This window comes from Paenibacillus anseongensis (assembly GCF_009757995.1).
GTDB lineage: Bacteria > Bacillota > Bacilli > Paenibacillales > NBRC-103111 > Paenibacillus_E > Paenibacillus_E chondroitinus.
In genome coordinates this window covers 25,949-41,670 of the sequence record NZ_WSEM01000005.1, presented here as the reverse complement: position 1 = coordinate 41,670, position 15,722 = coordinate 25,949, and the positions used below count along the sequence as shown (strand labels likewise).

Below are 15,722 nucleotides of genomic sequence, written 5' to 3'. Positions count from 1 at the left end.
CTTTTAACCGCCGATTGCTTTCAGCTTGTCGTCAAGGAACTTTTTCGCACGCGGGATATCCTGCTCATCCAGATGCTCGATAATAATGGGAATATTCGGGTGAAGCTTAGACAGCTTTTGCAAATATAAGTCATAGTTCAGAATGCCAAGTCCAGGAGCTGGAAGCTCAACGGCGCCTGCACCACGGAAGGTATGCGACTCGACGGCGTCGATTTCCGCATGTTTCTCCGACAAATCTTCCGCAGGCTTGCAGTCCTTGGCATGGGCAATTTTAATTTTATCCCCGAGCGTATGGAAAATGCGGTTCAACGTCTCGTCGACGTGGCCAATGTTGCTGTCCGTGAAATAGTTCGTCGGGTCCATCAGCAGGCCAAGCCCTGGATGATTCACATCGGAGAATAAACGAGTCAGCGCGTCAACGGAACCGATTACGTTATTTACGTAGTTTTCCACAAGGAATACCGATCCATGGTCATAAGCAAACTTGGCTAAAGCCTCAATTTGACGGCACGTCTCTTCGTAAGCTTCTTCCGAGCCATTTTTCGGGTCCCACACCCAATCGCTTTCCGTGTTGTAGGTCCCCGTCTCACTGATGACATAAGGCGTCCCCAAATCGCGGGCAAATTTCAGCAAAGTCTGCAGACCGAACAGGTTTTGTTCACGTTTCTTTGGGTCTGGATGAATGATGTTCGTATAACCGGAAATACAGACGATCGGCAAATTGGCATCACGGAAGGCATCGCGAATCCGGTGGCATTTTTCCTTTGTAAGCGATTCGTAGGCAAGGTCCATGTCTTTGAAGGACAAATCCAGTTGAACACAGGAAAATCCGTCCCTTTTCATGCGGGAAATGGATTCCTCCAAGGAATACGGATAGTACCCGTTAAAAATACCGACTGAGATCATTAGAAATTTCCTCCTCGAAAGTCTATTTTATTGAAATGAAGTTGTGACTTCAGAAAATAAAACCGTCCTGCCTTCGGCAATTGACTTGTAACAAGCATCAACTGCCGCCATGGATTTCAAGTTGTCTCGTCCGCCGATTTCCGGCTCGCTGTCTGTCTCAACGGCCCGCAGCAGCTGCGCCATCGTACCTTGGAACGCATCCGGAAACCAGACTTCCTCCCACGTCGGTCGGAACCACTGATTCGGCGCTTGTCTAGTTGTAAACGCCAGTGTGCTCGGGGATCTCTCCGGGTAAACCGGCCACCCGATCGTGCCCTGTGCCATGCCGTCCAGTCCCTCAACCCGCCATTTGATATAAATGTCCTTCTCAGTGCCTTCCCCAGGCCATGCCCAGACGTCATCGAGACTCGTTGCCATTAACTCGTTCGCATACTGGAATGTATATTGCGATATCCCGTCTATATGCGGGAATTTGGTGCGGGGGTCGCTGCGCGTAACGGCTGTAACCCTCTCCGGATCGCCGAACAAATACCTGAACACATCGATATGATGAATGCCCATATTCAACATTTCGAGGTGTTCATACTTATGCAGAAAATCCTGCCAATGCGGAATCGCGCGCATATCGATCGACGCCAGCACAGGCTGACCCAGGTATCCTCGGTCAAGTATAGTCTTGAGGGCACGCATCGATTGGTCATACCGCATGTTGGAATTGACGGCGATTTTGATACCCGCATTCTCGCACAAGTCCACGATTTTCTTAGCTTCCTTAGAGTTCATCGCCAACGGTTTTTGACACAAAATGCCCTTGATATGCTTCATCTGTACGGCGAGACGAACAACTTCAAGCTGCCGGTCAGGAGGAAAAGCAATATCCAGAATCTCGATTTGCTCATCTTGAACGAGCTCCTCCCACGTCCTGTGCACAGTTTTAATGTTCCGCAGTTCTGCAACGGCTTTGGCGTTATCGTAGGTTCGCGATGCGATCGCCACCGGATTAAAACCGGCATCGCGATAAGCCACAAGATGGCAGTCTCGCATAATGAACCCGGAACCGATGCACCCAATACGGAAATCTTTGCGTGCCGGCCATTCCGGCCTGATATTCAAGTCTAAGTTAATCAAACGCAGCGCCTCCTTATTTTTCAATCCACATCCCTGTCGTGAATAGGACTTGTTCACCTGCCCGTATGCCCCGGGCTCCTGTCAGTTCATGTTCGTAAGGGAGATTGAAGGCATCCGTAACATAGGTGTAAGGCTCCAAAGAATAAGCTGATGCCCAATCCGGTCGAAATAAGACCACATAAGGAAAGGTTTGATCGAACTGGTAAGCAATCGTATAGTCTTGATTTTTCATCTCAATCCGGCATGTTCGATCCCCATCCTGACTCATGGTTATCAGAGAACAGCCAAGCAGCGGGTAGTTCTCGATATCAGCACCTTGTAACAACTCTCTGCTGAATGCTGATTCCTCCGGCGTGCCTATGACGAACGCTTGGTTCGTAACGGGCCATTCCGCAGCCGCAGGTACACGAAGTGAAATCTCTTCTCCGTCCCCGAACGGTACTGCAAAATAAGGGTGCAGCCCAAATGCGAACGGAGCCTCCTCCACGCCTTTATTTTCAATCCCCCCTTCCATATAAAGTCGGCCAGCCTTCAGCCGATACGTCATTGTAAAGACCAGCATATGAGGAAAATAGCCCATAATCTCAGGATAATCAGCGTAACGAAATTGGCTGGTAACCCAGGCCCCTTCCTTCTCGGAAGCGCCGTAGCCTACCACTTTCCATGCTTTTGAACATATTTCACCATGCAAATGATGATCAGGAGGCTCGTTCAGAGGCAGCTTATATTCACGACCTTTGAATAAAAAACGACCGTTTCGAACCCTATTCGGCGGAGATAATAGTGGTGTCCCGTATTTAAACACCTCATTGGGTTCATGCCATAACGAGCTTAAGCTCGCAGGCGGCATGAGAACTTCAACCCCATCGCACGTGAAACGATAAAGATTATTGCCGATTGCCGGGATTAGCTCCGCGGAGGCACGGCTTTCCTCATCGGTTAACCGAATGATGGAGAATCCCTCTTTGTGTAAGGGGCCAGCCCAATATGTACTCATTTGCCCCTCCTTTTTACCAATAAAATTCTTCCTGTAATCGGCGATACTGGCCTGAACGAAGAGGTGCTTTCTCGAATATTTTCCGGTTGTTATAAAAGGGGTGATGCGTCCCTGCCGGACTCAAATGAATGACATCATCCCCGCGCCAACGCGTGATAAACTCCTGTCCTACCGCCTTCTCTATGGTTTGGCGTTCACTAAGCGGGAAGGTTAGCGTAATCTTCTCTCCTGCCTGTACTGGACCGAGCGCGAGGAAGCGTTGATTCACCCATATGCTCGGTTCACTGCCGGATTGTGTCCGTACGCTATCGCCAAGTTCACGGTAGACTTCCACCTTCGCATAACCCGCCCATTCAGGTATACGAACCTGTAATCTTGGCACGCTGCGATGAATTTCCAGTTCCACCTTGCCTTCGTGAGGCAAATGACTGGAGACATCAAGCCAACGTGAGCCCCGGTTCAACAGAAAATTCACGCTAATCGTCCCGTTATGCTCTGTAATCGTATTGCTCCAGCCCATGAACAAACCGCGCGTCCCCGAGCCGATACAGCAGGTTTGCAAATCACTGGTATGCCCTCTGCCTCCACTGACATTACAGCAGAAATCATTGGGAGCGGAGTAACCAGCGAATGCGCCACGCGTACGTTCCGCCACGTTGAAGAAAGACTTCATGCCAACATCATCGTTGGCTTTATTATCAGCTCCCACAACCCAGTCCAGATTCAACAACTGGGATTCCGTTAAGTGGTTGCGCAGGAAGCGTTCTACGATGCCCCAGTACTCGACATACCCAACTCTAGCCAGCGTAATTCCTGTAGAAATTAAGTCGACCAGCGAGCAAGTTTCATGCTCAAAAGCCTGTTCATGCATGTCGCCAGGCGTCCAGCCGAACGTTGTGGAGCGAGTTAACGCCCAGTCATAGCTCTTCTTGACGAAATGGATGATTGAAGCGTCCTGGGTATGCAAAGCGAAACGCGCGAGCGCATCAAGCGTACCAATGCGGGTATGGAAGTGACCGCTGCGGTAAGCAAGCGAATCGTTAAAGCTGCCATCCGGATTAAACACACCACTGCGATGAACGATAAGCGCCGAAAAAAACTGGCATAGCTCGAAAGCATCCATATTTCCTGTCAGCTCATAATACTTGAGCAGCGGCATGACCAAACGTCCGCAGAAGGCTGCCGGATCGGGTGCCAACCGAAGCTGGACCGCGTTCGTGGACGGCCAGCCATTGACGGTGTACTCGGAAGCCGGGTAGTACCACACATCTTTTTCCTTAATAGCGATACGTTTGAGCGCTGCCACATGTTTATCAGCCACATGCTTGATTTTGCGGTCACCTGTTGACATAAACCAGGAGGTCAATGCGAGAATAACAGCCCGCTGGTCAATCAAGTTTGCGTTCGTTTCCCAAGGTGCTTTCGGATTGATTTGCCGGTAGCTGAGACCATCCTCTTTAAAAAAGCTGAGGAAGTTAGCTCGGTAACGCTCCTCAATGTCCCGCCCCCGCTCGTCTCCTGTCATATGTCTGGCCAAAATAAGAGCATCCACCAAGCGGCCATGGCTGGAGCCGTAATCCCAATCCCCATGGGTCAAAAACGCCGGCTTCTCCATCAAATTCGCTGCAAAAAAAGGAATATATCCGAAATCCTCATCTGCCATCCCGATAATGGCGCTAAGCACGTGCCCTGCCCGCTCCTCCAGCAGGAGGGTATCCGGTATTTGTTTCGTTTCCTGACTAATCATCGACAATTGCTCCTTCGTTATACTTTAATTGGAGGTATGAGCACGATCCTGCCGTCCTCCACCGTAACCTTCACTTTGTTCGTTTCTTTCATGCCGATGGTTTCCAAGTAGCTCGCAGGAATTTGCAGCCGACCGGCTTGGTCAAGCACCGCATATTCGTCGTGAGACTCCTCTTCTTCCTCTTCAATGCCTTCTTCTAAATCCTGCATTTCTTGCTCATACGACTTACGCCGTAAAATTTCTGACGACGTTCGTCCGTCCCGGATCGCAACCACACGATCCACCTTCTTGGCGAGCATGGGATCATGTGTCACAATCACGATCGTGAGCCCCAATTCCCGGGAAAGTTGCCGGAACAAATCAAGGATTTGATTCGCCATGCGCGTATCGACCGAGCCCGTGGGTTCATCCGCAAGCAGCAGCTTCGGATGGTTGGCAAGGGCAATCGCAATCGCCACGCGCTGCTGCTCTCCACCGGATAACTGGTTCAACTTGTTATTCCTTCTGTGGCTAAGCCCGACGGCTTCCAGCAGCTCAAGCGCGCGCTCCCGTTTCCGTTTGCCCTGCAGCAGAATGGGCAGCTCCACATTTTCCTGAGCGGTCAAATAAGGGATTAAGTTGCGCGCATTGTTCTGCCAGACAAAGCCGACGGACTCGCGCTTATATTTGACGAGGTCCTTCTCGCGTATGCTGAGCAGGTCCTTGCCGTCTACGATCAAACGCCCGGCCGAAGGACGATCCAGTCCTCCAAGCATATTGAGCAGCGTCGATTTGCCGCTTCCGCTATTGCCGATAATGGCCATCAGCTCGCCTGCTTCCACATGCAAATCCAATCCTTGCAAGGCCACGACTTCCAAATCGGCAATTTTGTAGATTTTAACCAGATTATCGCAATGGATCATCTTAATCCTCCCCAAGCTTCACGGCCTGATGTATCCGGATTCGCGAGACAATATGTCCGAGCACCACAAGCCCAATTGTAATCATGACGGTAACGATCGCGTACAGCCGCTCATGGTCGCGCGGATCGAACGTAACTTGAAACGGAGGCACTTGCGTGCTGGGATCGAACGATAACTCAAATAAGGGAACAAACAAGTGACTGGCGATATTGCCCGTCATCATCCCAATAAGAATCGCTGCGCCCGATACCATCACTTGTTCACCAATCAACATGCCAATGAGTTGAAAAACGGAAACGCCCATCGCCCTGAAAATCCCGAACTGCAGAGTCCGAGCGGATAACGACAACACCCAGTAGAGCAGGAACCCGAAAAAGCAAACGACAACCGAAATGATAAATCCTAACGTCATAACACCATTAATCGCGAGTTGAAAAGGATCTTTGACAGCTATGATCTGCGCTTGCTTGGCGTCGGTCAACGATTCGATATCATACCCATGTTTAATCACAGCCTGATACACGGCTTGACTGCTTGCTTCCGGTTTCAGTTTCATCCAAACCTCATAAGGCTCGATCCCGATGTTATTCTGAATGTACGTGAGGTGACCGACGATTAGCATCGGTTTCTTCACCTTCGTGGTCGTCCCTTGCTTCGTGGTAACCGAAATCGTATCGCCCGCTCCCGGATTAGGATTCCAGGAAGGCCAATAATTAATGATCCCGAAGACGGTCACGGAAGCAGGTTCGAGGTTCCCCCAACCAACCGACAGGGTATCTCCTACTTGGACGCCGTATTCTTCCGCCACCGACTTTGATATCAAAACAGCGGAAGGATTTTTGGCAATTAAATTTAAATACTCGTAAATATGATGGTCCAGCAAATGATCTCTTAACCACGCCGTCTCGCCGAAGGCTTTGGTGTCTATGCCCATCAACTCAACTTTGGCGTTCGTTTTACCTTTGGTGAAGGATGCATCGTTTTTGACAAACACCTTAGCGGCATGTTCCACGCCTGGCAGCTGAGTAAACGGTAAAAAAGACGGCTCGCTATATTGAACCTTAGGCGGTGGAGTTACTGCAGCATCGTCCGATGAAGCCTCCTCAGACGAACTGTCATCGCTCGATTCCTCTGCACCAAATAAGATAGCCGGTGGCGCATCGTTTTCCCAATGAATCTGCATGACGATATCGGAACCGGCGGAATACCGGATTTTATCCGTCGTGTTCTGATTGATGGTACGTGTAGCGCTTGCGCTGAACAGTCCGGTAGCAATCGTAATGATGAGAAACACCATAATAAATTGATACTGAATAATCGAACGGCTCACCTGGATCAAAGTCGTGTACACGGTTGGCGGCCACCAGCGTTTCCCGATTCTGTACAAAAGCTTCATAAACAAGGGATATAAACGAAGCACAAGCAGGCCGAGCCCGAAAATAAACATCGCGGGAATGAGAAACAACAGGGGATCTACTCGTAAATCACCTGATTTCAAACCGAGTGAAAGGATATCTTTGACCCTCGTTTTGTAATTCTGCAATCCGTACAACGAAATACCGATGATCGCGATATCGAGGAAAAATTTATGCCAAAAAGACTGTTTCTGCAGTCTCGCTGATTGCTGCTTGTGACCGACAATGGTGACTCTTGTGGCAAGGATAACGGGAATAATCGTCATGACAAGCGATGCTGAAATTGCGATCAACGCATAGAGAAAAGCATCCTGATTAAGCGCAGTTTCCAGCTTTGCGCGTTGGACAAATTCAAGAAATCCACTAGAAGCACCTAATAAGCTTGTAATCGATTCGCCAATATACGGCCCGACCCCATAGGCAATCGCCCCGAGCACTACGCCTTCAACGGCGTAACTAAGCACAATTTGCCAGCGACTGGCTCCCCGGCTGCGCAGCACGGCGATCTCTGTTTTTTGCCTTTCCGTGATGAGGTTAGCCACCATGTATAAGTAAAATGCGAGCATCAGCATAACAGGCACATTAAGTGACCATAACATTTTCCGCAAATTCGCTTCTTTTACATAATAGTTAGTGAGTGTTTGGAGGGCTGGCACGTTTTTATTATGGTTTTCATAATGAGTATCCATGTAGGTATTGATCGCTTCATCGTTGTACAGAAATCCGTCTGCGGATGCCAAAGTCAACAGCTTGTAATCAAGCGCAAAATACCAATAGCTGGATTGAACATTTAACTTGCCATCCACCGTAAACGCTTTCTCGAACAATTGAAAATCGATGAGAAAGCTGTTTTTATAACTGCTCGTATTGTTGTACCAAAAAATATCAGTGTAGTCTTTACGGTCGAACACGCCGACAGGTTTAATGGAGATCGGCTCCTGCAAACCCGCATCTTTGATAATGAAAACGGTGTTCAGCACCATCCCGAGCTCAGTTAATGCCTCTGGAGCAACAAGGGCTTCATACACACCGTTAACCGGCTCTTTCGCCGGAAGCCGCCCATCTACAAGTCTGATGTGACTCTCCATGCCATCTATTGCGGAAATATCGGCTGATCTTTGAACATTAACATCGATTTTATCCGGCTCAGCTGGCGTTAAATTGTAACGCTGTGTTGCTCTTTCACGCACGAAGGACTGCACGGGGATGCCGAATCGTCCTTCTTTTCCCTTAAGAAACTGCTCTGTTTCTGCGATCGTGACATGCTTCGGTTGTTTTTCTTGCGCGGAAAAAGAGGCCGACAGCCAATAAATGCCCGGATATTGATTGCTGCCCAGCTGCAGCTGCTGCATTTCTTGAATGAGAAGCCGTTGCAAAATGGCACTCGTATAAATCGGCATGCTGCTCGCCAATGCGACGGACAGCACAAGCCCGAACAACAAGCTAAGCTCAAGCCATTTATTATTGATCATTTTGCGCAAGATCATGATAAATAACGCCAACGTCTTAGCCTCCTAGTTGTTCAGGATAATCTGCTGCCCTTCGCTTAACCCTTTGCGAATTTCCACTTCTGTCGCCGCAACGATACCCTTTTCCACATCAATTTCTTTGCGGCTTTCACCATCAAGCACCTGGACGAAATCCCGACCCATGTAGTTGCGAAGTCCGGCTCTTGGGATTACCATCACTTGATCGCGCTTCTGGGTCACAATCGTGATATCGGCCTGATTGCCAATCACGACATCCGGTGGCAAACCTGTCACCTGAATGTAGATGGCTTTCGCATTTTTGTCCTGAATCGCTTTATTACTGTTTGGTGGCGCAGAGAGAGGCGTTTGAACAACCTTCCCCGGGTAGGTTTTATCTTTGATTTTCACCGTTACATCCATGCCGACTTCGACTCCACCCAGATCATTGCTGCTTGAAGCCGTATAAACGAGCTTCATCTGTTTCTGATCGGAAAGCGTGATGACCTGTTTGTAAGCAACAACTTGATCCCCTGGCTGAAGCGTATCAATAAACGTCACAATCCCGTCAATGGTAGACGTCAGCCTTGTATTCTGGAGTTGATTCTGGAGCGATTCCAGTTGCAGCTGGGCGCTCTCCATATCGAGCAGCTTCATCCGAATATCGGGATCATCGCCATCTTTCTCAGCCATGGCTTGCTGAAGTGAAATTTTTAGCTTCTCAATGGCGATTTGCTGGAGCTTCACTCTCATATCCAAATCGGACGTTTCTGTTGTTGCCAGTACGTCCCCGGCTTTTACCTGATCCCCCAGTTTCACGTTGATTTGTTTCAAACGTCCGCCGGACTCCGAGTAAAATAAATAGTCCATTTTATCGGAAGCAAATGTCGCAACACCCGTAATTTGTTGGGCAATATTGCTGCGTTTGACCGTGTACAGGTTTAAGATTTCCTTAGCGGGCTCGACAAGCGGTGGTTTCAGCTCACCTTCCTCAACGGGCAAGAGCGCACACCCCGCCAGCACCCACGCCATGCAGCATAGGCCAATAACCGGCATAACTGCGCGTTTAAGTCGCATCGACAATTTGTCCATCCTCCAATGCGTAAACATGATCGGCATAACTCATAATGGCGGGATCATGCGTCGTGAGGATAATGGTCATGCCCTCATGCTGCACCAAATCTTTGAATACCCGCATCACTTGCGCCCCCATCTTGCTGTCTAATTCAGCCGTCGGTTCATCTGCAAGAATTAACGTCGGTTTGTGGGCAATCGCTCTTGCAATTGCCACCCGCTGCTGCTCTCCCCCAGACATTTCAAACGGCCTATGCTTCATCCTCGCCTTAAGCCCTACATACTCTAAAGCACTCTCGGTATACTCCTTAAAATTCACCGACTTTACGCCGGCAATACGCAAGCCAAACTCTACATTCTCATACGCTGTCATTAACGGAACAAGGCCAAAAGATTGAAAAATAAGCCCCATATCCTTTCGCCGGAGGGCGTTACGTTTGCTCTCGGAATAGCCGCTGATTTCATTGCCGTTAAAAAACACCCGTCCTTCTGTCGGTCTATCCAGCGCACCCAGAATATTGATTAATGTGGTTTTGCCAGAGCCCGAACGACCTCTTAGTGCAATGAGCTGCTTGGAAGGAATACTTAAGCTCGCTCCTCTTAACGCATGAACAGCTGCAGAGCCGCGTCCAAATATGCGAGTGACACCTTCAGCTTGAACCAGAGGTGCAGAGCTTGCTTGTTGAAGGACATTCATGACCACTCACGCTCCTATATGTGCGGATTTGGCTAGAGAAAGAACTCCAGTTCGAAAACTGGAGTTCGACATGTTGATGCAAAGCTATTAGCCGTTTTGCAGTGTCCACAAAACAAGTGCGTCCAAAAGCTTCCAACTATCTTCAGTAGCGTTATCATAATTACCGGCAAAGGAGAAGAAGGAAAGACGTGCTTGCACCTCATAGCCGCTATCGGAGTGCGTTCCTTTGTTGTAGTAGAAAATGGTTGCTTCTTTCGGTTTTCCTGGAACTGTCGCAATAACCGTAGCGTCCTTGCCTGGAAGACCATAAGCCATAGCTGTTTTTGGATCTGTCGTTAATAGAAGGTCTACTTCACCTGAAAGTCCTGCCGCAGCTTTATCTTTTGGCTCAGCAATCGTTGTAGACTTGATATTATATTCGTTGGTATTCTCCTCTTGAGAGGAAAGACCTAAATAGTACATGCCGTGATTTTTCAAGTAAACCGTTGGAATCGCAATATCTTTCATAATGCCGGAACGAAGATATTTGGAGTTGAGCGTGTTGCTGACGAAAACCAAATCATATCCATCTGCTTTATCTGCCGTAAACTTATCACAGTTGACCCATGTCACTTTGAAACCAAGATCTTTCAAACGGTTAATAATTTTCTCATCATCCGGATTTTCTTTCAGTTGTGTCATTTGCGAGCTTTGACGTGTGATGAAAAGCAGTTTTTTGCCTTGTGCGGATATTTCGCCAGCTGGCGCTGCAGGATCTTTACCAGTCTCCGGCTTGACCTCTGGTTCTTCTGTTTGTTCCGGCTCACTACCGGAAAGAATTTGTTTGGCTGCAAAGCTTGCTAGAGCCAGCATTTTACGTGTAGCGGATGTTTTTCCGCTAAATTTACCTGCCGATTGATTTGCTAGCAGGTTCTTCTCTAGTGCAAGTGAAACATAACCCTTGGCCCAGTCATCTACCGTAGAATCATCAACCGGCGTAGCTGCAGCCGCATCGTCATCCAGACCTAATCCGCGAATCAAGAAAGCTGCAAGCTCTTGACGGGACACGTCGCCAGCCGGTTTGTACGTTTTGCCTTCTGCATCATAACCATTGGTAAGTCCTGCCTTCTTCAATGCTTCAATATAAGGAAGCGCATAAGAATTGGCTGGATCGTCACTTCTGACGTCAGTAAAAGAAGAAACCGTCAGTGTATCGTCAACTTCGAGGTTAAAAATAATCGCAGCTACTTTCGCAAACTGTGCCCGATTCATGCGAGCATCCAGTCCGAACGTATCTTCCGTCAACCCATTAAACACGCCGTCTTGAATCAGTGAATCAAACTTATCCTTATCTGCTTGCGGTAAATTTTTCAAATCTTTGAAGTCGTCAACACTTTTAACCGTTGCGGCTGGTGCATCCGTGTCTGCTGCGAAAGCAAACGGAAGAACAGTTAGTGACATAAGAAGGATGGACAGTAGCGAGAATACAAATTTTTTCACGTGAACTCACCTTTCTCAATTTGATTTGTAGTGTATGTTAGCATGGTTGGTAAACGGTTATTTGGTCGTGCTTGCTGCCTTATTAATTTCAGTTTTAGCTGCCTTTGCAGTCTCAATCGCTTTCGTAGCTTGCTCCTGAACCATCCTGAGCGCTGTTACGGAATCTTTGGACTCCTTAAAAATCAGCGGTTGGAATACGCCTTGAACAGGAACGTCATACCAAACTAAACCAGGATTACGTGCAGCAGGAGGCATCGCATTTTGACTGCTAAAAATGGATTCTACGTGCTTACCCTGCATTTGAGGCAAGTTTTTCCCGAAGGCTGCTTTGACCGCATCCGTCTGAAGCGGACCGATGACGCCTTCTTTGGCAAGCTCAATTTGATGCTCTTCCGAAAGCAGTGCATCCATGACCTGGAAGGCAAGATCTTTTTTCTTCGATTGCTTCGTGATGTACATTGAGTACACATTCGGCTGATATTTCGTGTTAGGAGCATCACTTAAAGACGGAACAGAAGCAATGTCGAAATTCAAGTTTTTGTTTTCCTCATAGAACTTGACTAAATGATCACTTACCGTTGCCACGGCCATAGCGATACTTGGCTTGGAGGCAAACGTCTCCACAGTATCGAACTGGTTGGCTGGAATGTCGTAGAACCTTCTCATGTTGTCTACTAGCTTCTTCCAATTAGGATCGCTCATATCTCCTTTATCCTCGGTTTTGCTTAACGGGGACAAGGACAATTGATTATAATTTAAATAATGACCCGGGTTTTGTGAGAAACCTTTGTACGTAACGTCACCTTCAACGCGCGTCAGCTTTTTCGCCAACTCGTAGATTTCATCGTACGTCATACCATCTTTTGGATAATCAACACCGAATTTATCGAAAATATCTTTGTTGTAAAACAAAGCAAAATCGTTGTTATAGAACGGCAGACCGTATATTTTTCCATCCGGGGTTAAATTTTTGATTTGCGCCATATAAGCCGGATTCAATTTGCTCGTATCGAAGTTATACTTTTTGATCAGATCGCTAATATCATACTGAAGATCATTATCGATCAAATATCTTTGAACATTCATCCGAGTGTCGTCCATGATGATATCAGGAATCGTCCCGGCTGCGATCAAGTCCTTGTACTGTCTGCCCGGATTGTCCCAAGCTACGTGTTTGATCGTGACATTCGGAAATTTCTTTTTAATAAAGTCTCCGACTTGTTTCTGAAAAATTTCCTCTTTGACGTAATAAGCCGGCCATACGGTATAAATAAACAATTCGTTATCCGGTGACGATTGGGCTTGCGGTGACGTTTTCTCATCCGTTCCCCCCGGTTTGGTACTTGGAGCTGCCTCGTTCGTGCATCCAGCCGCCAGCGCTAGGGTAAGCGCAAGGGCCAGACTTATTTGTACTCGTTTCATTACGACTATGACCTCCTTCATGAACCGCAAGATTTAGTTATCCGTTCTGCAGCGTCCACAAAACAATGTTATCCCAAAGCTTCCAGCCCGCATCCGTAGAAGTATCCTGCATGCCGTTACTCCAATAGTAGTAGGATAATCGCGCTTTCACTTCATAACCGTTATCGCCTTTTGCGCCTTTATCATAGTAATAAAGAGCAGCCTTCGTTTTGTCGCCAGGAACCGTAGCGATCACTTTCGCTTCCTTGCCTGGAATCCCATAGCTGACGCCGAAATTATCGCCGGTTTCCGTGTAAACTTCTACAGTGCCAGATAATCCGCCGGCAATCTTAGATTTGCTATCGACGATATCAATGGATTTCAACTTCTTAACCGTCGTGCCTTCCTCTTGGGAGGAGAGTCCGAGATAGAACATCCCGTGGCTTTTCACATACACCGTTGGAATCGCAACTTCTTTCATCGCACCTGTTTTCAAAAATTTTGAATTCGTCGTTTGGCTGACGTAGATCAAATCGTACCCTTTCGTCGCATCAGCGGTAAGCTCGCGATCTGCAAGATGGGTTACGCTAAATCCCATCCCTTTCAAACGGCTTGCAATTGCAACGTCTTCAGCGGGAAGCGGCTCGGAATCCCTGCCGACAAGAAGCACTTTCTTCCCTTGCGGAGAAACTTCCGCTTTCTGAGCTGCCTCTGGTTGGCTCGCAGCCGGCGCTGGCGCAGCCGTTGCCTGTGCAGGTGCTTCACTTGCCTTCGCTGTGGAAGCCGCAGTCGGTGCCTTCGTTGCATCAGCCGTAGGGCTTGCCGCTTTCGTTGCTTCCACGGTTGCAGCAGGCGTTGCTGAAGCTGCAGGTGTTGACGAAGCTGCTGGAGTCTCTGAAGCTTTCGGCGTAGCGGTTGGAGTCGCCGATGGTGTTGCCGTTGCTGTCGCTGTTACCGTTGACGCAGGTGTTGTCGATACGCCCGGATCAGCTGCTTTCTCTGAGGATGAACAGGCGCTCATCGCGATAGTCATAAACACAGCGATGAGCAGCAATAGTAAACGTTTCATGAAATGGGTCACCCCTTTTTCAAATTGGAATGAAGGCCCCTCCATGAATTGGATGAAGGAGCCCTATACTGCATTATTGGGCGGCTTTCTCAGTCTGAATCGCTTTTGTTGCAGATTCTTCAATCATGCGCAGTGCGGTTACGGAGTCCTTGGATTCTCCGAAGATCAGAGGCTGGAACACGCCGTGTACCGGCACGTCAATGTAAGTTAAACCTGAAGCGCGAGCCGCTGGCGGCATCGCATTTTTGCCGTAGAAGATAGCTTGCGTATGTTTCCCTTGCATTTGCGGCAAGTTTTTACCGAAAGCTTCTTGTACTTTCTGCGTTTGCAGCGGTCCGATGATACCTTCTTTAGCAAAGTTGATTTGCATCTCTTCAGACAGCAGATACTGGATCACTTGGAAAGCTTGATCTTTCTTGGTCGACTGTTTGGTAATGTATGCCGAGTATAGATTTGGCTGAGCTTTGACGCCCGGCGCATCTGAGAAGGATGGCATTGCAGCGATATCAAAGTTCAAGTTTTTATTTTGCTCATACCACTGAACGATCTTCTCTGTCACGTGAACACTCATCGCCATTTTCCCTTTCGGGAAATCATCGACGGATGTAAATTGGTTAGCCGGAATCTCGTAGAAACGTCTTAAATTGTCGACTTCCTTCTTCCAGCCCGGAGTATTCATCTCCGCCTTATCTTCCGTCAAACTAAGAGGTGAAAGGGAAAGCTGATTGTAAGTCATATACAAACCAGGATGCTGTTGATACCCTTTGTACGTATTTTCACCCTCGACACGAGTCAGCTTTTTAGCCAATTCATAAACCTCATCATAGGTCATTCCGTCTTTCGGGTAATCCACACCGAATTTATCAAAAATATCTTTGTTATAGAACAGAACGAAATCGCTCAATTGGAAAGGCAAACCATAAATTTTCCCTTCCGGCGTTACGTTCTTCATTTGCGTCATTGCCGCAGGATTTAATGTGCTCGTGTCAAAATTGTACTTTTTGATCAGGTCCGTCATGTCATACTGCAAATCGTTTTTCAAAATATTGCGCTGCAAGTTCATCCGGGCGTTATCAATAACAATGTCAGGAATCGTACCTGCTGCAATCAAATCCTTATACTGCCGGCCGGGATTATCCCACTGTACGTGTTTGAACGTGAGATCCGGGAATTTCTTCTTGAGGTATTGCCCCACTTGTTTCTCCCAGATATCTTCTTTGGCATAAAAGGCTGGATACACGGTATAAATGAATATTTCGTTATCCGGTGATTTGTTTGCTGAGGCAACGGGCTGCTGTTTATCGCTTTGAGCGGGCTCGGACGTACAGCCTGTCAGGATAACAAATGCCGACGTGATCGCTAAAGATGCTTTGAGAAATTTTTTCATTTTCTCTATAAACCTCCCAATCTTGATTTCAAATTTTGTATACTTTCACTTTAT

The 15,722-nt window shown here is 47.9% G+C and carries 12 protein-coding genes; all 12 read right to left on the bottom strand.

Translation table 11 applies throughout. The annotated features are described in order from the left end of the window. Nucleotides 1-3 precede the first annotated feature (3 nt). Entirely contained in the window at nt 4-906 is a 903-nt protein-coding gene (locus GON05_RS04900; protein ID WP_157318099.1) for a sugar phosphate isomerase/epimerase family protein, read from the bottom strand. Nucleotides 907-933: 27 nt separating this feature from the next. Next, nucleotides 934-2,034: a Gfo/Idh/MocA family protein gene (locus tag GON05_RS04895; RefSeq protein ID WP_246238830.1), complete on the bottom strand. Its 1,101-nt coding sequence runs from the start codon at nt 2,032-2,034 to the stop codon at nt 934-936. Nucleotides 2,035-2,047: 13 nt separating this feature from the next. After that, entirely contained in the window at nt 2,048-3,031 is a 984-nt protein-coding gene (locus GON05_RS04890) for an aldose 1-epimerase (RefSeq protein ID WP_157318098.1), read from the bottom strand. A gap of 13 nt (nt 3,032-3,044) precedes the next feature. Continuing rightward, nucleotides 3,045-4,778 (bottom strand): glycoside hydrolase family protein, encoded by a 1,734-nt coding sequence (locus GON05_RS04885; protein ID WP_157318097.1) that lies wholly within the window; start codon nt 4,776-4,778, stop codon nt 3,045-3,047. A 17-nt stretch (nt 4,779-4,795) separates the two neighbouring features. Continuing rightward, complete coding sequence (locus tag GON05_RS04880) at nt 4,796-5,680, bottom strand: ABC transporter ATP-binding protein (protein ID WP_157318096.1); 885 nt, start codon at nt 5,678-5,680, stop codon at nt 4,796-4,798. A 1-nt stretch (nt 5,681) separates the two neighbouring features. Beyond that, nucleotides 5,682-8,597 carry an ABC transporter permease gene (locus GON05_RS04875; protein WP_157318095.1) on the bottom strand — a complete coding sequence of 972 codons (2,916 nt, stop codon included), beginning with the start codon at nt 8,595-8,597 and terminating at the stop codon, nt 5,682-5,684. A 12-nt stretch (nt 8,598-8,609) separates the two neighbouring features. Then, complete coding sequence (locus tag GON05_RS04870; RefSeq protein ID WP_157318235.1) at nt 8,610-9,638, bottom strand: efflux RND transporter periplasmic adaptor subunit; 1,029 nt, start codon at nt 9,636-9,638, stop codon at nt 8,610-8,612. Then, nucleotides 9,628-10,332, bottom strand: a complete 705-nt coding sequence (locus GON05_RS04865) for an ABC transporter ATP-binding protein (protein WP_157318094.1) — start codon at nt 10,330-10,332, stop codon at nt 9,628-9,630. The genes GON05_RS04870 and GON05_RS04865 overlap by 11 nt, the downstream gene beginning before the upstream one ends. Nucleotides 10,333-10,419: 87 nt before the next feature. Beyond that, nucleotides 10,420-11,811: an S-layer homology domain-containing protein gene (locus GON05_RS04860; protein ID WP_181646415.1), complete on the bottom strand. Its 1,392-nt coding sequence runs from the start codon at nt 11,809-11,811 to the stop codon at nt 10,420-10,422. A gap of 57 nt (nt 11,812-11,868) precedes the next feature. Next, a complete protein-coding gene (locus GON05_RS04855; protein ID WP_157318093.1) occupies nt 11,869-13,233 on the bottom strand; it encodes an ABC transporter substrate-binding protein in 1,365 nt (454 codons plus the stop codon). A 37-nt stretch (nt 13,234-13,270) separates the two neighbouring features. After that, nucleotides 13,271-14,281: a hypothetical protein gene (locus GON05_RS04850; protein ID WP_157318092.1), complete on the bottom strand. Its 1,011-nt coding sequence runs from the start codon at nt 14,279-14,281 to the stop codon at nt 13,271-13,273. A 73-nt stretch (nt 14,282-14,354) separates the two neighbouring features. After that, nucleotides 14,355-15,668, bottom strand: coding sequence for an ABC transporter substrate-binding protein (locus GON05_RS04845; protein WP_157318091.1), 1,314 nt, complete (start codon nt 15,666-15,668; stop codon nt 14,355-14,357). Nucleotides 15,669-15,722 lie beyond the last annotated feature (54 nt).

Bases quoted from the DNA above. Each gene is read 5' to 3' on its own strand.
- GON05_RS04885 (WP_157318097.1), bottom strand. From the start codon at position 4,778: ATGATTAGTCAGGAAACGAAACAAATACCGGATACCCTCCTGCTGGAG.
- GON05_RS04880 (WP_157318096.1), bottom strand. From the start codon at position 5,680: ATGATCCATTGCGATAATCTGGTTAAAATCTACAAAATTGCCGATTTG.
- GON05_RS04850 (WP_157318092.1), bottom strand. From the start codon at position 14,281: ATGAAACGTTTACTATTGCTGCTCATCGCTGTGTTTATGACTATCGCG.
- GON05_RS04870 (WP_157318235.1), bottom strand. From the start codon at position 9,638: ATGCGACTTAAACGCGCAGTTATGCCGGTTATTGGCCTATGCTGCATG.
- GON05_RS04855 (WP_157318093.1), bottom strand. From the start codon at position 13,233: ATGAAACGAGTACAAATAAGTCTGGCCCTTGCGCTTACCCTAGCGCTG.
- GON05_RS04890 (WP_157318098.1), bottom strand. From the start codon at position 3,031: ATGAGTACATATTGGGCTGGCCCCTTACACAAAGAGGGATTCTCCATC.
- GON05_RS04865 (WP_157318094.1), bottom strand. From the start codon at position 10,332: ATGAATGTCCTTCAACAAGCAAGCTCTGCACCTCTGGTTCAAGCTGAA.
- GON05_RS04845 (WP_157318091.1), bottom strand. From the start codon at position 15,668: ATGAAAAAATTTCTCAAAGCATCTTTAGCGATCACGTCGGCATTTGTT.
- GON05_RS04900 (WP_157318099.1), bottom strand. From the start codon at position 906: ATGATCTCAGTCGGTATTTTTAACGGGTACTATCCGTATTCCTTGGAG.